Below are 23395 nucleotides of genomic sequence, written 5' to 3'. Positions count from 1 at the left end.
AACAATATTGATATAAGGAAAGAAGAAAGCATTCGTTCTGTGAGCGCTGGCATTTTGTTATCGTGCGAGGTTTCTTACCTCTAAGATATTTAGCAATGCACAAAGCTCACAAGTTACATCCGCTGGCACTGGCCGTACTGGCCGTGCTGGGCGGCGCCGCAGCGCCGGCGTACGCGCAAACGCAGCCTTCCGCTGCGGAAAACCAGGCGGCGGCAACCCCGCCGGCGGTCGTCGTCACCGGTTCGCGCATCCCGCGCGCCAGCCTGGAGGGTCCCTCGTCGGTCACCATCCTGACCGGCGATGAAATCACCAAGCAGGGTTACAAGAACGTCTTTGACGCGCTCAACAACCAGGTGCAGAACAGCGGCTTTACGCAAGGCGAAGACTACGGCAATACCTTCACGCCGTCGGCCAATACCATCAGCCTGCGCGGCCTGGGCCCGAACCACACCTTGATTCTGCTGAACGGCCGCCGCCTGGCCGACTTCCCGATCGCCTATGACGGTGCGGTCAACTTCACCAACCTGGCCAATATTCCGTCCAGCATTGTCGACCGCATCGAGATACTGAACGGCGGCGCCTCGGCCATCTACGGCTCGGACGCGATCGCCGGCGTGGTCAACGTGATCCTGAAAAAACAGGCCGAAGGTTTCGATATCAACGTCAAGGCCGGCGGCACCTCGCGCGGCGGCGCGGCCAGCCAGCGCGTGCAACTGACGGGCGGCGGCAACTTCGACAAGCTCCATACCCTGTTCAGCGTCGAGCTGAGCGAGCGCGACCCATTGTCGAGCATGGACCGCGATTTCATGTCCAGCCGCTCGGGCACCCCCACCATCGTTGCCTCACGTCGTACCTTGCAATCCGGCACGGCCGGCACTTATGTCGACCTGGGCAATACCTGCAACGACTTTGGCGACATGTATGGCGGCAGCGTCATCAAGTACACGGCAAAAAACGGCAGCTATTGCGCCAGCCCCAAAACCCGTCCCACTTACTGGACCACGCAGACGAAAAACAGCAGCCAGAACGTGTTCGGCAGCGCCAATTACGAGCTTGACGCCGACACCACGCTGTTTGCCGACTTCCTGCTTGGCAAGAACAAGACCGTCAACAATACGCGCGGCCCGTCGTGGACCTCGGCTTCGCTGAACGGCGGCTCGTTTTTGAACCAGAACACGGGCGGCTACGAAGAGTGGTCACGCTATATCTCGCCCGAGGAAATCGGCGGCGTGCAGCGCTACAACCGCAGCTGGGACGACCTGGCCACTGCCATCTCGCTGGGCGCCAAGGGCCGCATTCCCGGCACCGCCTGGCAGTATGAAGCAAACTACAATGCCTCGATCTACAAGAGCGAAGGCCACACGCCGCGCATGCGTGCCAATATCGACAGTTTCTTCCTGGGCCCAAAACTGGGCACCGACGCCAATGGCGTGGCGATCTATGCGCCCGATCCGGCGCGCCTGTCGCGCCGCCTGACGCCGGAAGAATTCAACGGCATTACCGACTACGCCAATAGCGATGACAAGGCCTGGACCAATACCCTCAGCCTGGCCACCAATGGCGACCTGTTCGCTCTGCCGGCCGGCACGGTAAAAATCGCCACGATTGCCGAAGTGGGCAAGCAGGGTTTCCGCAACGCGCCGGACTCGCGCATCAATGACGGCTATTTCAACCTGGCCAGCGGCGCCGATGTGACGGCCGGCACCCGTTCGCGCACCGCGCTGGGTGCCGAACTCAATATCCCGCTGCATGAAAAGCTGACCGGCACCCTGGCCGGCCGCTATGACCGTTACAGCTTTGCCGGCCGCAAGGAAGGCAAGTTCACCTACAACGGCGGGCTGGAACTGCGCCCGGCGCCCGAGCTGCTGTTCCGCGCCAACTACGCCACCAGCTTCCGCGCGCCGGACATGAACTATATCTACCAGGCGCGCGGCACCGGCTACTATTCGAGCACCACCGACTACTACCGCTGCGGCGCCACCGGCCAGCCGATCGAGACCTGCGAGTTCGCCAACAAGTCGCCCGGCGCCGACTATGTGCAGAACGGCAGCCGCGACCTGCAGTCGGAAAAAGGCAAGTCTTTCGGCGTCGGCGCCGTCTGGTCGCCAAGCGCGAATTTCGATGTGTCGGTCGACTACTGGAACATCAAGATCGATGATCTGGTGACCAACCTCAGCGACGACAAGCTGCTGCGCGACGAAGCCGATTGCCGCCTGGGCAAGACCGACATCACGTCGCCGACCTGCGTCGATACCCTGAAACGCATCGAGCGCTATTCGGCCACCGCCCTCAACAAGGCAGGCGAGATCAAGACCATCACGGTCAATCCGATCAACGCGGCCAAGCAAAGCAGCAGCGGCATCGACGTCAGCCTCAAGTATCTGCTGCGCACCGCGAACTACGGCCGCTTTGCTTTCAAGGCCAACTATGCCAAGGTGCTGAGCAAGAAGTCGCAGCAGTTCGCAGGCGACGAAGAGATCGACGAAACGAAGTCGATGACGAATATGGACTGGCCCGACAAGCTGAACCTGAGCGTCAACTGGGGCGCCGGCGACTGGTCGAATACCTTGCTGGTCAGCCGCTACGGCAAGGTGCCCAATTCCGCCGGTACCGCCTACCTGACGCCGACGGCGCTGGCCAATATCAGCAGCGTCTACCGCATCAACGACCGCGCTACCGTCTCGGTAATCGTCAACAATGTGTTTGACAAGATCAAGCGCGACAGCAGCGGCGGCTGGCCGTACTATCCGATCGGTAATTACAGCCCGGTTGGGCGCCAGGGATGGATCGAATTCAATTACCACTTCGGTTCGTAATCCGCCGTCGTGATCACCAAGCCGGGACCGCTTTCGCCGTCCCGGTTTTTTTATTTTCCGGCGCAGTTTTATACCCGCCGCCGCCCCTATAATTGCCCGCTTCCCATCTGCCGCTGGAGTCTTTCCCATGCTACGCCACGCCCTGCTGTCCGCCGCCTTGCTGTCCACCTTTGCTTTCCCTGCGCACGCGGCGGCGCCATTGACCACCATCGCCGAACGCTCGGGCTTTTTGAACACCGGCCGCTATGCCGAAGTGGAAACCTTGTGCAAACAATTCCAGGCCCGCTATCCGAAGCAGGTGCGCTGCCTGGAGTTTGGCCGTACGCCGGAAGGCCGGCCGATGCTGGCGCTGGCGGTCTCGAATACGGGCGCCTTGAGCGCGCAGGAGGCGGTGCGGCGCAAGCTGCCGGTGCTGCTGGTACAGGGCGGCATCCATTCCGGCGAGATCGACGGCAAGGATGCGGGCTTTCTGGCGCTGCGCGAAGTATTGGATGGCAAGGCGGCGCCCGGCGCGCTCGACAAGCAGGTGCTGCTGTTCGTGCCGGTATTTAATATCGATGGCCATGAGCGCTTCGGCCAGTGGAACCGCCCCAACCAGCGCGGCCCGGTGGAAATGGGCTGGCGCAGCACGGCGCAAAACTTCAACCTGAACCGCGACTACATGAAGGCCGATGCGCCCGAAATGCAGCAGATGCTGGCGCTGGTGAACGCCTGGGACCCGCTGGCCTATGTCGACCTGCACGTGACGGACGGCGCCCAGTTCGAACCCGACATCTCGATCCAGGTCGAACCCGTGCATGCGGGCGACGCTGCGTTGCGTGCGGCCGGCACGGTTCTGCGCGACAGCGTGCTGGCCGACTTGGCAAAACAGGGCTCGGATCCGAAGCCATTCTATATCTCGTTTGCCGAAGAAGACAATCCGCAATCGGGCTTTGTCGATGGCGCGCCGACGCCGCGCTTTTCGCACGGCTACTTCCAGCTGCGCAACCGCTTTGGCGTGCTGGTGGAAACCCATTCGTGGAAGGATTACCCGACCCGCGTGCGCATCACGCGCAATACCATAGTCTCGCTGCTGGAACAGGTGGCGCAGCACGGCGCCGCCTGGCGCAGTACGGCCCTGGCGGCCGACGCGCGCGCGCAGCAGCTGGCCGGCAGCGAACTGCCCCTGAGCTACAAGACCACCGACAAGAGCCGCATGATCGATTTCCGCGGCTACGCCTATACGCGCACGCCGTCTGACGTCTCGGGCGCCCTGATGACACGCTACGACGAGACCCGCCCGCAGCTATGGACGGTGCCGCTGCGCGACGAAATCGTGCCCAACCTGCAGGTCACGGCGCCAAAGGCCGGCTACCTGGTGCCAGCGGCCCATGCGGCGATGGTGGCGGAAAAGCTGCGCCAGCATGGCGTGCAGTACCAGGTGCTGCGCACAGAGTTGAACAAGCAAATGGTCGGGGCCTTCCGCGCCAGCAGCGTGAAATTCGGCGCGCAATCGTTCGAAGGCCGGCAGACGGCGCAAGTGACGGGCGAGTGGCAGCTTGAAGAGCGCACCATCGGCGCCGGCGCGCTGTATGTACCCGTGAACCAGCCCAAGGCGCGTCTGGTGCTGGCCCTGCTCGAGCCGCGTGCGCCCGATTCGCTGCAGGCCTGGGGCAGTTTCAACACGGCCTACGAGGCCAAGGAATATATGGAAGACTATGTGGCCGAAGACGTCGCGCGCGCGCAGCTGGCAGCGGACCCGGCGCTGGCGGCGCAATTTCGCCAGAAGCTGGCCGACGATCCGGCCTTTGCGCACAACCCGAAAGCGCGGCTGGCGTTTTTCGCGCGCCGCCATGCTTCGTGGGATGAACGCCTGAATCTGTACCCGGTCATGCGCACCGATGTCGCGCCGGTAATGAAATAAGGGCAAATTGCGGGTCGCTTGCGAAGATGTAATGTGCGCGCGGCGGTTGATGCTATTGTGCTTGCTTTCCCGATAAGGGCTACCTGGAGCGCCAGCATATGCCGCAGCAACTACCGAAAAAAATCCTGATCCTCAGCGTGTCGGCCGGCGCCGGCCATATGCGCGCGGCGCAAGCGATCGAGGCCTACGCGGCACAGGATGATGGCCAGGGGCCGCGCGCCATGGCCAGCCATCTCGATGTGATGGCGTTTGTCACGCCCGCGTTCCGCAAGATGTATACGGATTTTTACATCAAGCTGGTCAACAAGGCGCCCGCGCTGTGGGGTTATCTGTACCACGCCACGCATGACGCGCCGAAAGACAGCACGATGCAGCGCCTGCGCCGCGGTGTCGAGCGCCTCAATACGCGCGCGCTGATGGCGCAGATCGCCGCCTTTGCACCCGACGCCATTATCTGCACCCATTTCCTGCCGGCCGAACTGCTGTCGCGCGCGCTGCGCGAGCACCAGCTGGCCTGCCCGGTGTGGGTACAGGTGACCGACTTCGACCTGCACCGCATGTGGGTGCACGACCATATGCAAGGCTATTTTGCCGCCACCGATGAAGTGGCGTTTCGCATGCGCCACGAGGGCATTCCCGCCGAACGCATTCATGTGACCGGCATACCCGTCATGCCGGCCTTTGCGAGGCCCCTGGACCGCGCGCAGTGCGCGCAGGCATTCGGGCTCGACCCGCAGCGCAAGACCATTTTATTGATGGGCGGCGGCGCCGGCCTGGGCAGCCTGGATACGATCGCCGCACGCCTGCTGGCGCTGGACAGTGACTTCCAGCTGATCGTGCTGGCGGGGAAAAACGCCGCCGCGCTGGCCGCGCTGCAAAAGCTGGTCGCGCAGTATCCGGGCCGGCTGCTGGCGCAGGGCTTTACCAGCGAAGTGGAGCGGCTGATGGCCTGCGCCGACCTGGTGATCACCAAGCCGGGCGGGCTGACCACTTCCGAATGCCTGGCACTGGGCTTGCCGATGATCGTCAATTCGCCGATTCCGGGTCAGGAAGAGCGCAATGCCGACTATCTGCTGGAGCAGGGCGTGGCGCTGAAGGCTTTCGATGGCGTGACCCTGGAATACCGCGTGCGCCATCTGCTCGATCACCCGGAGCAGCTGCAATCGATGCGTGCAAAAGCGCTGGCGCTGGGCCGCCCGGCGGCCGCGCTGGAGGTGCTGGCGCAAGTACTGGGCACGCAAGCATGACGGGCACGCTGGTCAAACCGTGGCAGATCGCGGCTACTGTTGCCTGGGTATGCTTGCTGGGCCTGTTCTTTGCGCAGGTCGAGATCCAGATCGAAGGCGCGGCCGGCTGGGCGGCGAACCTGCCTACCTGGCGCATCGAACACCATTGGCTGCTCGATATTTTCTGGGGCGGCCGGCCGATGACCGGCTACCACGCCTGGGTGTTCCCGTTTGTTGTGCTGTTCTTTCATTTTCCGCTGCTGTTCATGGCGCAGTGGTCATGGCGCCTGGAGGCGCGTGCCATCGGCTGCATCATGCTGTTCTGGGTGGTCGAGGACTATCTGTGGTTTGTCATGAATCCTGCGTATGGCGTGGCGCATTTCAGCCCGGCGCATATCGCCTGGCACAAGCACTGGCTGTGGTTTGCGCCCACCGATTACTGGGTTTCGCTGCTGGTGGCGGGCGTGCTGCTGTACTTTTCTTACAGGAGAAAATCATGACCTCGATTCCCGCGCTGTTGCTGTCGCTGTCGTTCGGCCTGATGATGGCGCCGGCAAGCGCGCAGAAGGCGGCTCCCGAGCGCCATCCTGACTGGGCCACGCCCATGCCGCATGTGTCGAACCTGCACCAGGTCACGCCGGTGCTGTACCGCAGCGCCATGCTGGACCGCGCCGACGTGAAGCAGTTGCAGGCCTTGGGCGTGAAGACCGTGATCAGCCTGCGCTCGTTTCATTCGGATACCGAAGTGCTGAAGGACAGCGGCATTCGCACCGTGCGCATACCGATCAATACCTGGGCCATCCGCGACCGCCATGTGATCGAAGCGATGCGCAGCATCCGCGCCGCCGAAGCACACGGCCCGGTGCTGCTGCATTGCCTGCACGGCGCCGACCGGACCGGCATGATGACCGCCATGTATCGCATGCTGTACCAGGGCTGGCCGCGCGAAAAGGCGATCGATGAACTGAAAAACGGCGGCTATGGCTACCACGCGGTGTGGAAAAATATCGAAAAATATCTCAAGCGCGTCGACGTGGAAGCGATCCGCGCGCAGATCGACCAAGGAATGCCATGAAGACCATTTTGATTGCCCTTGCCGCATGTGCGCCACTGATCGCGCTTGCCGCACCCGATGTCGCCCTGGTGGACGTCAGCAAACCTGGCGTGCCCGGCAAGACCTTTGCCGCCAGCACCAGCGTGCCGGCCAGCGTGGCGACCGTGTGCGCCACCATCCAGGATTTTGCCGGCTATCCGCAGTTCATGCCGAATGTGGACAAGATCAAGGTGGCCAGCGCCGGCGGCGGCGCCTCGCTGATCGACGTCACGCTCAAGCTGCCGATGGGGAAAACCAAGCAGTACCGCCTGAAGATGACGCCGAAAGTGACGGACGTCTCCTGCCAGCTGGCCTGGAAGCTGGTGCCGATGGAAGGCCTGAAGCCGGATGACACGATTGCCGACACCAGCGGCTACTGGCAGCTGTCGCCCGATCCGCAGAACGCCGGCGCCACCGCCATCAAATACCAAGTGTACACCGACCCCGGACCGGTACCGATGGGACTGGGCTGGATCGTCGACAGCATGAGCCGCGACAGCATCCCGAAAATGTTCGAGGCGCTGCGCACGCGGGTGGCCGTGAAAAAATAGCTGCGGACCTGGTCTATTGCTTGGTCACATGCACACGCAAGTTCAGGCATGATTGCGATTCCAGTCACGTTTTACCGGAATTCGCATGGAACACCACAGCTTTTTACTCAATATCCTGTTTTACCTGGTGGCCGCCATCGTCATGGTGCCGCTGGCCAAGCGCCTGGGCATGGGCGCCGTGCTGGGCTACCTGGTGGCCGGCGTCATTATCGGACCCTGGGGCTTTGGCCTGATCAACAACGTCGAAGTGATCCTGAGTTTTTCCGAGTTCGGCGTGGTGCTGCTGATGTTTCTGATCGGTCTGGAACTCGAACCGAAGCGGCTGTGGCTGTTGCGCCGCCCCATCTTCGGTTGGGGCGGGGCGCAAGTGTTTGTTGTCAGCGCCGGCCTGTGCGCCGGCGCGATGGCCTTTGGCGTGGACTGGCGCACGGCGCTGGTGGCCGCGCTGGGCTTGTCGCTGTCGTCGACGGCCATCGTGCTGGCTACCTTGGGCGAACGCAAGCTGATGTCGACGCCGGCCGGTTCGGCCGGATTTTCCATTTTGCTGTTCCAGGATATTGCCGCCATCCCGATGATCGCGCTGGTGCCGCTGCTGGGTGGCCTGGCCACCCACAGCGACGCGCCGGGCTGGCTGCGCGTGGCCAAACTGGTGGCCGTGCTGGCCGCACTGGTGGTGGCTGGTCGCTTCCTGGTCAATCCGATCCTGCGCTTTATCGCCAAGACCGAACTGCGTGAAATTTTCACCGCCTTTGCGCTGATGCTGGTGATCGCCATCTGCGTGCTGATGGAATCGGTGGGCCTGTCGATGGCGCTGGGTACCTTTGTCGCCGGCGTGCTGCTGGCCGACTCCGAATACCGCCATGAGCTGATCAGCGACCTGGAGCCGTTCAAGGGCCTGCTGCTGGGCCTGTTCTTTATCGCCGTCGGCATGTCGGTCGACTTTGGCGTGCTGCGCGCCCAGCCATTGCTGATCCTGGCGCTGGTGGCGGGCCTGCTGGGCATCAAGATCGCGCTGCTGTATGGCCTGTCCAAACTGTTCGATATTCCGCGCGGCCAGCAGCTGTTCTTTGCGCTGCTGCTGTCGCAGGGCGGCGAGTTCGCCTTCGTGGTGTTTGCCACCGCGCTGGCAGCCCATGTGTTGACGCCCGAGACCAGCGCCGTGCTGGTGGTGGTGGTGACGGTGTCGATGGTGGCCACGCCCTTGCTGCTGCTGTTGCACGACAAGCTGGTGGCGCCGCGCCTGCGCAGCGACAAGAAACGCCGTCCCGACGACACCATGGAAGCGCAGGACAACCCCATCATGATCGCCGGCTTCGGCCGCTTCGGCCAGATCATCGGCCGCCTGCTGGCCGCCAACAAGATCGGCGTAACGGTGCTCGACCATGATCCGGACCAGATCGAGCTGCTGCGCAAATTCGGCTTCAAGGTGTTTTATGGCGACGCCACGCGGGTCGACTTGCTGGTGGCGGCCGGCATTGAAAAGGCGAAAGCACTGGTGATCGCCATCGACGATGTCGACGACAGCCTGGCGCTGGTCGACGCCGTGCGCCTGCGCCTGCCGCACCTGACCATCCTGGCGCGCGCGCGCAACGTCACGCATTACTATGAATTGATGAACCGCGGCGTGACGCTGATCGAGCGCGAAACCTTTGCCGCCGCGCTGCTGCTGGGCGAGCAGACCTTGCGCCAGGCCGGCTACAGCGCCGAACGCGCCGAACGCGCGGCTGCCATTTTCCGCACACATAACCTGAAAACCCTGCTCGATGTGGCGCCGCACTTCCAGGACCAGCAAAAAGTGATGTCCCTCACGCGCAAGGCGCGCGAGGAACTGGAGGATATGTTCGAGAGCGATGCCGCGGCGTTTGCTGCCGAAGTACAGGGGTCAGACCCTCGGGTCTGACCTCAGCCGTTCAGACCTTGGGTTTTTACTTCCCGCGACGGCTTTCGATCGCCTCGATGCGGTCCATGATGCCGTTCATGCGCGCCACCAGCGCCTGGTACGGTTTCGGCGTGGCCAGGTCGACCCCGGCCGCTTTCACCAGCTCATACGGATAGGCCGAGCCGCCCGAGCCGAGCATTTTCAGGTAGGCCTGCAGCGCGCCCGGCTCTTTGGCCAGGATGCGCTGCGCAAAATCCTGCGCCGCAGCGATCGAGGTGGCGTACTGGAACACATAGAAGCCGTGGTAGAAGTGCGGCACATACGCCCATTCCAGCGCATAGGCCGGATCGATCTTCATCACGCCTTGCGCCTCGCCGTGGTAGCGCTTGAGGATATCGGCATAGATGGCCGTCATCTGCTCGCCCGTCAGCGACTCGCCCTGGTCCACCTTGGCGTGGATGGCGGCCTCGAACTCGGCAAACATGGCCTGGCGGAAGAAAGTGCCGCGCAAGCCTTCCAGCGCCGCACCCAGGTACAGCAATCGCTCGTCGTCATCTTTCGCCACGCTCAGCTGGTGCTCGAGCAGCAGCGCCTCATTGGTGGTCGAGGCGATTTCCGCCACAAAGATGCTGTACGGCGCGTAGATCGATGGCTGCGCCTTGTTGGCCAGCACCGAGTGCATGGCGTGGCCCCATTCGTGGGTCAGGGTGCTGACGGCTTCGTAGTTATCGGTGTAATTGAGCAGCACGAACGGGTGCACGTCATATGCTTCGCCATTCATGTAGGCGCCGGCCGCCTTGCGCGGGCGCGGGTACACGTCCATCCAGCGCGCGTTGGCCGCCGCCGTCAGGGCTGTGACATAGTCCCGCCCCAGCGGCGCCACCGAATCGAGCATCATGCGCTTGCCTTCGGCCAGCGGGAAGGTGCGCTCGCTTTTCAGCAGCGGCGCATAGATGTCGTAATAGGCCAGGTCGCTCACGCCCAGCATGCGTGCGCGCAGCTTGAAGTAGCGGTGCAGGGTCGGCAGGTTGGCGTTGGTCTGCGCGATCAGGGTCTGGTAGACGGCCGGCGGCAGGTTGTCCGAGTCCAGCGCGGCGCTTTGCGAATCGGCATAGCGACGCACTTTGGCGTAGGCGGCGTCGGTCTTCAGCTGGCCGTACAGGGTTTCGCCAAACGTGCGTTCGTAGTCTTTCCACTTGCCGAAAAAGGCGTCGAACACCAGCTTGCGGTCGGCGCGGTTGTCGTCGCCGCGGTACTTGGTATATGCCGCCTGGTCGAGCCGTACTTCCTTGCCGCTGGAGAGCTTGACGGTCGGCCACGGCACTTCCGAATTGGCCAGGGTGCGGTAGACGCTGGCGGCCGAACCGGTGGCCAGGCCGAACTGCGCCAGCAATTGCTCGCCGGCGCCATCGAGCGTGTGCGGCGCATTGCGCAGCATGCTGGTCAACTGAAAGCGGTATAGCTGCAAGCCCTTGTCTTTCGCCAGCAGCGCGTCGATGCGTTTGCTGCCCAGCGCCAGGATCTCGGGCTGGATAAAGGTGGTGGCCTGCGCAAAAGTGTTGCCCAGCAGGGCGGCGCGCTGGTTCAGCTGGTTGCCCTTGCCGTCGCCCGTGTCCTGGTCGTAGTACTGCGACGCATACGAAGTCAGGCGGCCGACGCGCTTGCGTGCCTCGGCATACAGGTCCAGGCAGGATTTCAGGCGGGCCGCCGAAGCGCCCAGCTGGCCGCGGCAAGAAGCCAGCTGCTTCAACTGCGCATCGAGCTGCTTTGCATCGGCGTCAAAGGCGGCGTCGTCCTGGTACAGTTTTGTCAGGTCCCAGCGGTCGGCGACGGCGTCGGTCTGCGCGATGGCGGGGGCGGTGGAAAAAGCGGTGGCGAGGGAGAAAGCGAGGGCCAGCAGGGTCAGGGCGGGGCGTTTGAAAGTCGTCATACTATCCATTCCATATCCGGTTGCAAGAGGGCGGCGTGCAGCGCGCCCACTTTACAGCAAGATGGCGCGCCGGAACAGCAGGGTGCCCCGGCGCGGGAATGGCTTACTTTTTACCCAGCAGGTCGAGCAGGATCGACGTTTCCGCCGTGATCGCCGCCTTGATGGTCGGCTGGTACTCGGGCGCCCATTGCGGCGAGTGCGGGCCGGCCAATGGCTTGCCGCTGGCCTTGGCCGCCGCCAGCTTGCCTGGTTCCACCGCGCCGATATGCAGCAGCACCGCTTTTACGCCGGCCTGGCCATAGTTGGCAAAGTCTTCCGAGGTCATCTTGGCCGGCATTTCCACTACCTGCGCCGCACCGAGCGACTTTTGCAGGGTGCCCACCATGCGCAACGTCAGCTCGGGGTCGTTGTAGACAGCGTCCGTGCCGGGGCGCACTTCCACCAGCGGCTCTTTTGGTGCGCCGGCGGCAAACGCTTCGCCCTTGACTTCACGTGCAATGCTGGCCAGCACGCGCTTGCGCACGGCGTCCTTGAAGGTGCGCACGGTCAGCTGCATGGTGACCTGGTCGGGCACGATATTGGCCTGCGTGCCGCCATGGATGCTGCCCACCGTGATCACCACCGGGTCCATCGGATTGTTTTCGCGCGAGACCAGGGTCTGCAGCGCCAGCACGATGCGCGCCGCCATCACCACCGGGTCGCGCGTGTCGTGCGGCGCGGCGCCGTGGCCGCCCTGGCCATATACGGTGATGCTGATGGTATCGGCGGCGGCGCGGAAGTAGCCGGCGTGATAACCCACGGTGCCCGATGGCAGGGTTGCTTCGTCGTGGAAGGACAGCGCGTAATCGGGTTTCGGGAAGCGGGTAAACAAGCCGTCTTTCAGCATGGCGGCCGCGCCCAGCAGCGGTTCCTCGGCCGGCTGGCCGACCAGCATCAGCGTGCCGCTCCAGTTGCTGCGGTTGTCCGCCATCAGCTTGGCGCTGCCATACCAGGCCGACATATGCACATCGTGGCCGCAGGCGTGCATGACCGGCACGGTGTCGCCGGCGGCGTTCTTGGTGACCACGCTGCTGGCAAACGGCAGGCCGGTTTTTTCCAGCACCGGCAAGGCGTCGATTTCGGTGCGCAGCATGACGACCGGACCGGGGCCGTTGCGCAGTATCGCCACCACGCCGGTGCCGCCAACGCCGGTGGTCACGTCAAAGCCCAGCGCCTTGACTTTTTCAGCCAGTTTTTTGGCCGTTTCGACTTCCTGGAACGCCAGTTCCGGATGGCGGTGCAGGTCCAGGTACAAGCTTTCGACTGCCGGAGTGTTGGCGTTCAGCTGGGCGGCAATCGCCGGTGGCAGGGCGGCGGCGTGGCTGGTGCCGGTGGCGACCAGTGCGGTGGCAAAAGCGATTTTTTTGATCTGTGCTACGGGAAATTTCATAAGTTTCTTTTGAATTGCGGGCGTTGTGCGCCTACTGTGACGGAGTGGTCTTTTAACTTATCAGAAACATTTCCCAAAATCAATAATCTGGTCGAATATATTTCAATAATGTATAATCTGCAATATAAAAAATTCCATATGGAATTAAAAATATCCCCAATGCACTAATTTAGAGAAAAAACATGATGAGTTTTATCGCAAATATCAAGATCGGCAAACGCCTGGGCATCGGCTTTGTCCTGATCCTGGCCATGACGGTCGTGATCGCCACGGTGGGCGTCTGGCGCCTCAATGATGTGGCCACTGCCACGCGCGCCATGATGGCCGAACCGCTGACCAAGGAACGATTGATTACCGACTGGTACGGCCTGAACTTCGCCTCGATCCGCCGCACGGCCGCCATCGTGAAAAGCAGCGACCCGGCGCTGGGTCCGTACTTCAAGGAAGATTTGGCCGCCTCGGTCAAGCGCGCCGCCGAACTGCTGAAGCAGATCGAACCTTTGATCTCGGGCGAGCAGGAAAAAGCCCTGTTTGCGAAAATTCTGGAACAGCGCAAGCTGTACAGCGCCTCGCGCGACGGCGCCGTCAAGGCCAAGGCCGACGGCGATGTGGAGGGCGCAGCAAAAATCCTCGACGGCTCGTTTACGCCGGCAGCCAAGGTCTACCAGGACCTGCTGCAGGAGCTGGTGACGATGCAGCGCACCAGCATCGACGCCACCGCCAAACAGATCGACGCCTCGGCCGTGCGCGATACCAGCGTCATCAGCATGCTGACCGTCTTTGCGGTTGCCTTTGGCGTGTTGTGCTCATGGCTGCTGACGACCGGCATCACGCGCCCCTTGCGCCAGGCGCTGGCGCTGGCTGAAACCGTTGCTGGCGGCGACCTGACGCATACCGTCACCACCTCGGCGAAGGACGAAACGGGCGCACTGCTGACGGCCTTGGGCAATATGAACAACAGCCTGGTCGGTATCGTCAGCCAGGTGCGTAGCGGTACCGACAGCATTGCTACCGCATCGAGTGAAATCGCGGCCGGCAACCTGGACCTGTCCTCGCGCACCGAGCAGCAGGCCGGCTCGCTGGAAGAGACGGCGTCGTCGATGGAAGAGCTGACCGGCACCGTCAAGCAGAATGCCGACAATGCGCGCCAGGCCAACCAGCTGGCGATCACGGCGGCCGGCATCGCCAGCCGTGGCGGCGCGGTCGTGGCCGAAGTGGTGGCCACCATGGGTTCGATCAATGCCTCGTCGCGCAAGATTGTCGACATCATCAGCGTCATCGATGGCATCGCCTTCCAGACCAATATCCTGGCGCTGAATGCGGCGGTGGAAGCGGCGCGCGCCGGCGAGCAGGGGCGCGGCTTTGCGGTGGTCGCTTCCGAGGTGCGCAACCTGGCACAGAGATCAAGCCAGGCGGCCAAGGAAATCAAGGGCCTGATCGACGACTCGGTCAGCAAGGTCGATATCGGCGCGAAACTGGTCGACCAGGCCGGCGCGACGATGGACGAGGTAGTCTCCAGCGTCAAGCGCGTGACCGACATTATTGGCGAGATCTCCAGCGCCAGCACCGAGCAGACGCATGGCATCGAGCAGGTCAACCAGGCGATTGCGCAAATGGATCACGTGACCCAGCAAAATGCGGCGCTGGTGGAAGAAGCGGCCGCCGCTGCCGGCTCGCTGCAGGACCAGGCCCATGACCTGGCGCAGGTAGTCAGCGTCTTCAAGCTGCGCGAACAGGCGGGCTTGCTGCGCCGTCCGGCAGCGGCTGCAACGGTACGTGCGGCCGCGCCGGTAGCTCGTGTGACCGCCCGCAACGCGGCGGTATCGCCCAAAAAATTGCCAGCGGCTAAAACGCTGGCAAATGATGACTGGGAAGAGTTCTAAACCAATCGGCAGGCGCCATCGCGATGATGGCGCCGCCCGGCATTACACCGCCTGCAGCGGAATCGTCGCGCCAAACGTGGTTGGCGTCGAGCATGGTTCTTCATCGAAGGCGATATCGCCCATCGGATTGGCCAGGCCGTCCGCTTTCAGGTCGGTAAAGCCGAACAGCTTGCCATCCATCAGGTGCGACGGCGCCACGTTCGACATGGCCGAGAAGATGCTTTCCACGCGGCCCGGGAATTTCTTGTCCCAGTCGCGCATCATGGCCTTGATCTGCTTGCGCTGCAGATTTTCCTGCGAGCCGCACAGGTCGCATGGAATGATCGGGAAACCCTTTACTTCCGCATAGCGCTCGGTGTCTTCTTCCTTCACATACGCCATCGGGCGTATCACCATGTGCTTGCCGTCGTCGGACACCAGCTTGGCCGGCATGCCTTTCAGTTTTCCGCCGAAGAACATATTCAGGAAAAAGGTTTCCAGGATATCGTCGCGATGGTGCCCCAGCGCGATCTTGGTCGCGCCCAGTTCGTCGGCCACGCGGTACAAGATGCCGCGGCGCAGGCGCGAGCACAGCGAGCAGGTGGTCTTGCCTTCCGGAATCAGCCGCTTGACGATGCTGTAGGTATCCTGGTTTTCAATATGGAAGGCCACCCCCAGTTCGGTCAGGTAGGCCGGCAGGATCTCGGGCGGGAAGTTTGGCTGCTTCTGGTCCAGGTTGACCACCACGATATCGAAGTGGATCGGCGCGCGCTCGCGCAGGGTCATCAAAATGTCGAGCAGGGCGTAGCTGTCCTTGCCGCCGGACAGGCACACCATCACCTTGTCGCCTTCTTCGATCATGTTGAAGTCGCCGATCGCCTGGCCCACCAAACGGCACAAGCGCTTGTGCAGCTTGTTGTTTTCCAGCGCGATTTTTTCCGCCTTCTTGCGCGCCAGTTTCTGCGCTTCGATATTGGCCGGAATTTCCACTGCCGTCGTTGTCATCTCCATGGTTGCCTCGCTCATGCCGCATCCTTGATCTGGAATACTTCCACGCCCACGCCTTCGCAGTCGGGGTAGACGTCCGGTTTCATCGACGACACGCGCGCGGCGCGCACGCGCGGGTGCGCCAGCATGGCGGCCAGCACATCGTCGACCAGGGTTTCCTGCAGCTGCACATGGCCTTGCGCCATGCGTTTGGCAATGGTGTCGCGCATGAAGTCGTAGTCGACCACTTCGTCGAGCTGGTCGTCCTTCGGCGTCGACTGGGCCAGCGGAATATACAGGTCGACATTGATCAGCACGCGCTGCTCGCCCTTTTTCTCGAAGTCGTAGACGCCGATATTGATCAGCACTTCGTAATTGCGCAAGAACAGGCGCCGGCAGTCAAGCAGGCGAGGGTGAAACAGGGCGGATGACATGGTTTTACCTTTTAATGATGCTGTAGGAGGATATTCGGTTGCGCTGCTGATTATTTGGCCAGGAACATGACGTCGCGCGGCAAGCCGATCAGGTGCTGGCCACCGTCGACCAGCAAGGTAGTGCCGGTCAGCGCGCGCGCACCGGCCACGTAGCAGACGCAATCGGCCACGTCCTGCGGCGTGCTCGAGCGCCCCAGCGGCGTGTTTTCATGTGCCTTGACGAAGTTCGCTTCGCTTTGATCGCCCGACACCATGGTAATGCCGGGGGCGATGCCGACCACGCGCACTTTCGGCGCCAGCGCCTGGGCCAGCATGGTGGTTGCCGACAGCAGCGCGGCCTTGGACAAGGTGTACGACAAAAAATCAGGATTGAGATTGTACAGTTTTTGGTCCAGCAGGTTGATCACCACCGCTTGTTCGCCTGATGGTGTTGCCTGGTACAGCGCCTGCGCCAGCAGCATCGGCGCGGCCAGGTTGGCATGCATGTGGGCGTCCAAGGCGGTAAAGGAAAAATCGCCGGCATTGTCGTATTCAAACAACGAAGCGTTATTCACCACGCAAGTAATGCGGCCCAGTGCCGCCTGCGCCTGCGGCAGCAGCCGGCGTACCTGTGCTTCCTGCGCCAGGTCGCACTGGAAGGCGTGGGCGCGCCGGCCCAGGGCGGTCAGCTCGCCGACCAGGCTCAGGGCTTCCTGGCGCGAATCGCGGTAGTGCACGGCGATATCCCAGCCGTCGCGCGCCAGGCCCAGTGCGATGGCGCGGCCGATGCGGCGCGCGGCGCCCGTGACCAGGGCCACCTTGGCCATGCTGTCTGTTGTATCTGTCGAAGTGTGATTCATGTACTTTATGCGTGTGATGATGGAGGCGGCGAGCCGGCCGATTCGCTACAATGCGGGAATGTCCCTACCCGAACCCGATAGCGACGCGCTGGCCGCGTCCCATGCCTTGCAGAACCTGATTGCCGCCGAGATCGCGCAGCATGACGGCGCCATTCCGTTTGCCCGTTTCATGGAGCTGGCGCTGTATGCGCCCGATCTTGGCTACTACAGCGGCGGCGCCGCCAAGCTGGGCGAACATGGCGATTTTACAACCGCACCAGAGATATCGCCGCTGTTTGGTGCCACCCTGGCCCATGTGGCAGCCGCTATTATGGCGCAAACGGCCCCCCGCATCCTGGAATTCGGGGCCGGTACCGGCAAGCTGGCGTTTGATATCCTGACCGAGGCGGCCAGCGCCGGCATCCATGTCGAGCAATATGCAATCGTCGAATTGTCGGGCGAATTGCGGGCGCGCCAGGAAACGGCCCTGGCCGCTTTTCCTCAGGTGGTATGGCTGGACGGCTTTCCCGACACGTTCGAAGGCGCCGTGTTCGGCAATGAAGTGCTCGACGCCATGCCCGTCAGCCTGATCAGCAAAACGCCGGCCGGCTGGTGCGAGCTCGACGTCGGCATTGCCGATGGCCGCTTTGTGTATGTCGAGCGCGCCGCCGGCGACGCGGTGGCGGCGCAGATCGCCGCGCAAGTGCCCGAGGCCGAGCAGCTGCCGGTTGGCTATGTAACCGAAATCCACGGCGTGGCCTGTGGCTTCATGCGTTCGCTGGCGCGCATGTTGACAGCGGGCCGTGGTGGTGCGGCGGTTCTGTTCGACTATGGCTTTCCGGCCCACGAGTATTACCTGGGCCTGCGCGCCAGCGGCACCCTGATGTGCCACTACCGCCACCATGCGCATGCCGACCCGTTTTATCTGCCCGGCCTGCAGGACATCACGGCCCATGTCGACTTCACTGCCATGGCGCTGGCCGCGCAGGATGCGGGGCTGGACGTGCTGGCCTATATGAACCAGGCCAGCTTTTTGCTCGGCGCCGGCATCGGCGACTTGCTGATGCGCAGTGACCCGGAACAGGCGAAAACCTTTTTGCCGCAATCGATCGCGCTGCAAAAGCTGGTGTCGCCGGCCGAAATGGGCGAATTGTTCAAGGTGCTGGCGGTGGGCCATGGCGTGACATTGCCGGACGCCCTGTTGTCGGCGGACCGCAGCCACCGGCTGTGATCAAGGGCAGCGCGGCCGGCCGTGTATTTTTCGCCGCCGGCCATGGTTCGTCTTGTCATATCGTATATGATGACCGATACCGCCTGCTTCCAGCCAGTAAACACCCGTCGCCGCGCACGGATTTCAAGATAGAACGATGGGAAAGATACATACACACTATGACAACCTGAAAGTGGCGCGCCTGGCGCCGCAGGAAGTCATACGTGCTGCGTACAAGGCCCTGAGCCAGAAATATCATCCCGACAAGAATCCCGGCGACGAGAAGGCGGCCCGCATCATGGCCATCCTCAACAGTGCCTATGGCACCCTGTCCGATCCGCTGCGGCGCAAGGAGCACGACGAGTGGATCGCCGCCGAGGAATGGGAAATCGAATGGCTGGAAAGCACCCATCAAGAAGAAGGTCGGCACAAGGACGGCCGCTCGCATGCGCCCCAGCAGGAACCCGGCTGGGCGCAGGACGTGCCGCCGGCCAGGGCCAAGGCCCGGCGTGGCGCCATGCCGTTATGGCGCAACTGGCGCTGGTGGCTGAGCCTGGTCGTCTGCCTGCTGCTGGGCTGGCTGGGCGCCTTGCTGGTGCAGGGCAGCGCACCCGAGGTGCCGGCCGCGCTGGCCTCGGCCTGGAATGGCCTGGCGCGCGATGGCGTCAAGGCTGATGGCGCCGATCATAAGCCGAACACCAAGCCCGATGCCAAGGCCGAGGCCGTGGCCATCGACAGCTGGGCCGTCGGCAAACCGTATGCGCCGGAACCGGCCCAGCCGAGAATTCCCGAAATCAAAGTGCTGGCCGTATCGCAGCTGAGCCTGAAAGCGGGTTTACCCGCCTGCGATGGCGGCGCGCAGGCGCTGGTGGCGCCGAATGGCGAGCCGTGGCCGCTGCAGTCCGGTTATGTGTCCGGTTTTGCCATCAGCAACAAGGGCGAGGACCTGGCCATCACGCTCGACAACAGCGCCAATGCCACGCCCGTCTTCGTCAAGCTGTTCGACCTGGAACGGCGCGCCAATATACGCTATCTGTTCGTGCTGGCGCACGACAAGCTGAACGTCGAACAACTCGCGGCCGGCAAATACGAGCTGCGCTACCAGGCGGTCGAGCCGGGCAGCGAAGGCTGCGGCAGTAAAAATACCAGCGGCACGGCCACGCCATCTGCCAGCCTGCCCGGACCGCAGGAAGAGACGCAAAATCCTGTTGTAAGCAGCATCTAATCTGATTATCCTTGACAGGCATCAAGCTTTTCCTGTTCCTCATCCTTAGGAGTATCCATGACCGACCTCACCGCCGATGCAGACGATAACTGGCTGCTCGACGAGGATGAGCCCGTGGCAGCCTTGAGTGGAGCGGCGGCGCCCGATCAGCGCCTGTGGCGCGTTTTGATCGTTGACGATGACGTCGATGTGCATGCGGTCACGCGGCTGGCGCTGCGCAATGTCAACTTCAAGGGCCGCGAGCTGGAACTTTTTTCCGCCTACAGCGGCCGCGAAGCGTTCGATATCCTGCGCGACACGCCCGATATCGCGCTGGTGCTGCTTGACGTGGTGATGGAAACCGACGATGCGGGCCTGATCCTGGCCAAGCGCATCCGCGCCGAACTGAACAACCATATCGTGCGCGTGGTGCTGCGCACCGGCCAGCCGGGCCAGGCGCCCGAGCAGCGCGTGATCGTCGAATACGACATCAACGACTACAAGGCCAAGACCGAGCTGACCACGCAAAAGCTGTTTACCACCGTCATTTCGGCCCTGCGCGCGTATGAAAGCCTGATGATGCTCGAGCGCAGCCGCATAGGCCTGGGCAAGATCCTGGCCGGCGCCACCAATCTGTACCAGATCCATTCCCTGCGCGAATTTGCCTCCGGCGTGCTGAACCAGGTCAGCGCGATTCTCGACGTGGGCGCCGACGGCGTGCTGTGCCTGATGCAGGGCGGCGCCGGCCAGCCCGAAGTGGTGGCTGCCACCGGCACCTATGCCGCGCTGGCCGAATCAAACGCCATGCCGCCCGGGCACGCCCTGACGGCGGCGATCGACAAGGCGTTTGCGGAAAAGCGCAGCCAGTTCGAGCATCCGGCCAATGTGCTGTTCATTCATACCGAAAGCAAGCGCGAACTGGCCATTTCAATTACGCCGCCATGGCCGCTGGCCCCCATCCAGCGTGAGTTGCTGGAAGTGTTTTGCGAGCGTATCGCCGCCGCGTTTGACAATCTGTACATGTTCGGCCAGCTGCGCAAGGCCCAGGAAGCGACCGTGGTGGCGCTGGCCGACCTGGCCGAGTTTCGCGACAGCGACACCGGCGGCCATGTGCGGCGGGTGCAGCAACTGACCGACGCCATCGCCCAGCGCATGAAGCTGCGCGCGGTCTACCTTGACGAGCTGACGCCGCAACTGCTCGACATGATCGGCCTGGCCAGCATCCTGCACGACGTTGGCAAGGTCGCCACGCCGGACGCGGTGCTGCTCAAACCGGGCCTGCACAATGACGAGGAAAGGGCGCAGATGCAGCTGCACGCCAGCGTCGGGCGCACCATCCTCGAACGCGCCGCCAACATGGTCGACGGCGTCAGCTACCTGACCTATGGCGCGCAGATCGCCGGCGGCCACCATGAGCATTTCGACGGCGCCGGCTATCCGAACGGCTTGATTGGGCGCACGATCCCGCTGGCCGCGCGCATCGTCGCCGTGGTCGATGTGTTCGACGCCCTGCTGCATGAGCGGCCCTACAAGGAAGCGTGGCCGTATCCACAGGTGCGCGAATATATCGAACAAAGGAGCGGCAGCCAGTTCGATCCGGAAGTGGTGGCCACGCTGCTCGACCTGATCGATAACGAGCCGCAGCTGTGGCATCCGGAGCAAGCCGGCTGATGCAAGCGTGCGCGACATGAAAGACTTCAAGGGGCTGTCCGCCCTGATCATCGAGCCGCATGGCGGCATGCGTTCGAGCCTGCACAATATGCTCAATCTGTGTGGCCTGGCCAAGATCGACGACGCCGCCAGTTCCAGCCAGGCCATCCGCATGCTGGGCAACCGCAGCTATGACCTGATCCTGTGCGAATACGACCTCGAAGGCGGGCAGGACGGCCAGCAGATGCTGGAAGACCTGCGCCACCACAAGCTGATCCACGCCTCGACCATGTTTTTCATGGTCACCGGCGAAGGCAGCTTTGCCAAGGTGGTCAGCGCGGTCGAGCTGCTGCCCACCGACTACATATTGAAGCCATTCACGGCCGACAATATGTTGGAGCGCATCGCGCGCGCCGTCGACAAGCGCGCCGCCTTCATGCCGGTCCACGAACTGATCGATGTCGGCAATGAACGCGGTGCGATTGCCGCCTGTGGCGAAGGGGCGGCCTTGTATCCGCGCTACGCTACCGATTTCCTGCGCCTGCGCGCCGAACTGCATCTGCTGCTGGGCGAGGCGGCCGAGGCAGAGCCCATCTATGCGTCGCTGTATGACGCCAAGGCGATCGGCTGGGCGCGCCTGGGCCAGGCCAAGACGCAGTTCCTGCAGGGCGACTATGCGGCGGCGCAGGCGACGCTGGAAGAACTGTTGGACAACAACAAGCGCTTTCTCGACGCCTATGACTGGCTGGCGCGCACGCACCAGGCCCAGGGCCACCAGCAGCAAGCGCAAGACACGCTGGCGGTGGCGGTGGCGCTGTCGCCGCATGCGGTGCGCCGTCTGCGCCGCCTGGGCGAGGCGGCGCTGGCAGCCGACGACATGGAGATGGCGGAAAAGGTGCTGAAACTGGTGGTCGGCAAGGCCAAGTATTCGGAATTTCGCGATCCGGAAGACCATGTGCGCCTGGTGCAGACGCTGGTGCGCAAGAACGATCCGCTGCAGGCCGGCGCCGTGATACGCGAACTGGACCGTACCATGGGCGGCCAGCCGAATACGGAACTGTGCAGCGCCCTGTGCAGCGCCATGCTGCATGGCCACACCGGCAACCAGGTACGGTTGCACGAATCGCTCGACGCGGCGCTGGCCGCCAACCGCCACAGCGGCGGCGCTTCCAACGCCGTCAAGACGGAACTGGCGAGCTACTGCCTGGCCAACGGGCGCGAAGATGGCGCGGCCGAGGTGATGCGCGAGGTGATGCGCAACGCGCCCGACAGCGCCGCCATGACGCGCGCCATGGCAGTATTTGAAAAAGCCGGCCGCGACGAACTGGCCCGTGCGCTGGCGCGGCAAAGCCGCCAGGAAGTGGCCGACATGGTTGCCGCTGGCGCAGCAAGGGCGGGGCAGGGCGACTTCCGCGGCGCCGTCCAGATCATGAGCGAGGCCGTCACGCGCCTGCCCGACAATCCGCAGGTGGTATTCAACGCCGCCGTGGCAGTGCTGAAATGCCTGGAGCATGAAGGCTGGGACGAGCGCCTGGGCCAGCAGGTACTGGCATTTATTGCTGGCGTACGCCGGCTCGATCCACGCAACCCCAAATTGCCGGTGCTGTCAGGCCTGCACCAGCAATTGCTGCGCAAATACAAGCCTGCCGGCGCCGCCTGGATGCACCCGCCCGGCGCGCTTTAGCAGGGTGCCGGCACGCGGAAATGCGGGGTGCAAGCAAGGGGGACAAAAAAAATACACATTTTTTTGGCCAACCCTTGCACATTATTAAATTGGAGGCTTATAATCACGCCCCGAAGCAGCCAACTTCTTCTTTATAAGCAAATGCAGCAGCAAGCGATGCGAAACAAGGTTGACAGTTGTGAGTAGATGCTTCATACTCTGCGGTTCCCGCGGAGGGGTGGCCGAGTGGTTAAAGGCGACAGACTGTAAATCTGTTCTTTCGAGTACGCTGGTTCGAATCCAGCCCCCTCCACCAAGTTTTTGCAAGAAAACTGGGTAAAGCAAGTGAAGATAAATGAACGATACCTCGCGGGTGTAGCTCAATGGTAGAGCAGAAGCCTTCCAAGCTTACGACGAGGGTTCGATTCCCTTCACCCGCTCCAGTTCCCGTTCAGATGCTTATGCATCCATGCAGCAAAATTACAGCCCTTGTAGCTCAGTGGTAGAGCACTCCCTTGGTAAGGGAGAGGCCACGTGTTCGATCCACGTCAAGGGCACCAGAATTCGCAGCAGGCAACACAGAAGCAATTCAAACCAGACCGTCGGGCGTGTGCCTGAGCAATCTAATCAAATCATTAGGAGTTCAAAATGGCAAAAGGTAAATTCGAACGGACCAAGCCGCACGTCAACGTCGGCACCATCGGCCACGTCGACCACGGTAAAACCACGCTGACCGCTGC

General features: G+C 62.7%; 18 protein-coding genes and 3 tRNA genes. 16 read left to right on the top strand and 5 right to left on the bottom strand.

Going from position 1 to position 23395, the window contains the following annotated elements; genetic code table 11:
• Window positions 1-95: 95 nt before the first annotated feature.
• From AC0Z42_RS17665 to kefC, 7 genes are all read left to right on the top strand, one after another.
• On the top strand, window positions 96-2816 hold the full coding sequence (locus tag AC0Z42_RS17665) for a TonB-dependent receptor plug domain-containing protein (protein WP_485469502.1): 2721 nt from the start codon (window positions 96-98) through the stop codon (window positions 2814-2816).
• Between the two features lie 127 nt (window positions 2817-2943).
• Window positions 2944-4719, top strand: a complete 1776-nt coding sequence (locus tag AC0Z42_RS17660; protein WP_485469501.1) for a M14 family metallopeptidase — start codon at window positions 2944-2946, stop codon at window positions 4717-4719.
• Window positions 4720-4817: 98 nt separating this feature from the next.
• Window positions 4818-5966: an MGDG synthase family glycosyltransferase gene (locus tag AC0Z42_RS17655; RefSeq protein WP_485469500.1), complete on the top strand. Its 1149-nt coding sequence runs from the start codon at window positions 4818-4820 to the stop codon at window positions 5964-5966.
• Window positions 5963-6445, top strand: a complete 483-nt coding sequence (locus AC0Z42_RS17650) for a hypothetical protein (RefSeq protein ID WP_485469499.1) — start codon at window positions 5963-5965, stop codon at window positions 6443-6445. The genes AC0Z42_RS17655 and AC0Z42_RS17650 overlap by 4 nt, the downstream gene beginning before the upstream one ends.
• Window positions 6442-7020 carry a dual specificity protein phosphatase family protein gene (locus tag AC0Z42_RS17645; RefSeq protein ID WP_485469498.1) on the top strand — a complete coding sequence of 193 codons (579 nt, stop codon included), beginning with the start codon at window positions 6442-6444 and terminating at the stop codon, window positions 7018-7020. The genes AC0Z42_RS17650 and AC0Z42_RS17645 overlap by 4 nt, the downstream gene beginning before the upstream one ends.
• Window positions 7017-7589 (top strand): SRPBCC family protein, encoded by a 573-nt coding sequence (locus tag AC0Z42_RS17640; RefSeq protein ID WP_485469497.1) that lies wholly within the window; start codon window positions 7017-7019, stop codon window positions 7587-7589. Before AC0Z42_RS17645 ends, AC0Z42_RS17640 begins: the two co-directional genes overlap by 4 nt.
• An 85-nt stretch (window positions 7590-7674) precedes the next feature.
• Complete coding sequence (kefC, locus tag AC0Z42_RS17635) at window positions 7675-9489, top strand: glutathione-regulated potassium-efflux system protein KefC (protein ID WP_485469496.1); 1815 nt, start codon at window positions 7675-7677, stop codon at window positions 9487-9489.
• 25 nt (window positions 9490-9514) lie between these two features.
• On the opposite strand, the gene pepF is transcribed toward kefC, so the two are convergent.
• On the bottom strand, window positions 9515-11398 hold the full coding sequence (pepF, locus tag AC0Z42_RS17630) for an oligoendopeptidase F (protein ID WP_485469495.1): 1884 nt from the start codon (window positions 11396-11398) through the stop codon (window positions 9515-9517).
• Between the two features lie 103 nt (window positions 11399-11501).
• A complete protein-coding gene (locus tag AC0Z42_RS17625; protein WP_485469494.1) occupies window positions 11502-12827 on the bottom strand; it encodes an amidohydrolase in 1326 nt (441 codons plus the stop codon).
• Window positions 12828-13012: 185 nt separating this feature from the next.
• Between AC0Z42_RS17625 and AC0Z42_RS17620 the strand changes: the two genes are divergently transcribed.
• Complete coding sequence (locus tag AC0Z42_RS17620; RefSeq protein ID WP_485469677.1) at window positions 13013-14710, top strand: methyl-accepting chemotaxis protein; 1698 nt, start codon at window positions 13013-13015, stop codon at window positions 14708-14710.
• A 42-nt stretch (window positions 14711-14752) separates the two neighbouring features.
• Here the strand turns inward: AC0Z42_RS17620 and ttcA are convergent, their stop codons facing one another.
• The 3 genes from ttcA to AC0Z42_RS17605 are packed head-to-tail and all read right to left on the bottom strand — an operon-like array spanning window position 14753 to window position 16916.
• A complete protein-coding gene (gene ttcA / locus AC0Z42_RS17615) occupies window positions 14753-15715 on the bottom strand; it encodes a tRNA 2-thiocytidine(32) synthetase TtcA (RefSeq protein WP_485469493.1) in 963 nt (320 codons plus the stop codon).
• Window positions 15712-16110 carry a dihydroneopterin aldolase gene (locus tag AC0Z42_RS17610; protein WP_485469492.1) on the bottom strand — a complete coding sequence of 133 codons (399 nt, stop codon included), beginning with the start codon at window positions 16108-16110 and terminating at the stop codon, window positions 15712-15714. The genes ttcA and AC0Z42_RS17610 overlap by 4 nt, the downstream gene beginning before the upstream one ends.
• A 50-nt stretch (window positions 16111-16160) precedes the next feature.
• Window positions 16161-16916, bottom strand: coding sequence for an SDR family oxidoreductase (locus AC0Z42_RS17605; protein ID WP_485469491.1), 756 nt, complete (start codon window positions 16914-16916; stop codon window positions 16161-16163).
• 91 nt (window positions 16917-17007) lie between these two features.
• On the opposite strand from AC0Z42_RS17605, the gene AC0Z42_RS17600 reads away from it, so the two are divergent.
• From AC0Z42_RS17600 to AC0Z42_RS17565, 8 genes are all read left to right on the top strand, one after another.
• Window positions 17008-18159, top strand: coding sequence for a class I SAM-dependent methyltransferase (locus AC0Z42_RS17600; protein WP_485469490.1), 1152 nt, complete (start codon window positions 17008-17010; stop codon window positions 18157-18159).
• Window positions 18160-18295: 136 nt separating this feature from the next.
• Window positions 18296-19363 (top strand): J domain-containing protein, encoded by a 1068-nt coding sequence (locus tag AC0Z42_RS17595; protein ID WP_485469489.1) that lies wholly within the window; start codon window positions 18296-18298, stop codon window positions 19361-19363.
• 57 nt (window positions 19364-19420) lie between these two features.
• Window positions 19421-21013: a DUF3369 domain-containing protein gene (locus AC0Z42_RS17590; protein WP_485469488.1), complete on the top strand. Its 1593-nt coding sequence runs from the start codon at window positions 19421-19423 to the stop codon at window positions 21011-21013.
• Between the two features lie 16 nt (window positions 21014-21029).
• Window positions 21030-22676, top strand: coding sequence for a response regulator (locus tag AC0Z42_RS17585; protein WP_485469676.1), 1647 nt, complete (start codon window positions 21030-21032; stop codon window positions 22674-22676).
• A 211-nt stretch (window positions 22677-22887) separates the two neighbouring features.
• Window positions 22888-22971: transfer RNA gene (locus tag AC0Z42_RS17580), tRNA-Tyr, on the top strand.
• A gap of 53 nt (window positions 22972-23024) precedes the next feature.
• A tRNA-Gly gene (locus tag AC0Z42_RS17575) sits at window positions 23025-23098 on the top strand.
• 42 nt (window positions 23099-23140) lie between these two features.
• Window positions 23141-23215 (top strand) — tRNA-Thr (locus AC0Z42_RS17570).
• Between the two features lie 88 nt (window positions 23216-23303).
• A partial coding sequence (locus tag AC0Z42_RS17565; RefSeq protein WP_005434227.1) for a GTP-binding protein occupies window positions 23304-23395 on the top strand: 92 nt, incomplete at its 3' end.

Source organism: Janthinobacterium sp. 1L-D-8-B-C4 (assembly GCF_057291295.1).
This window is presented reverse-complemented; position numbering and strand designations above follow the sequence as displayed.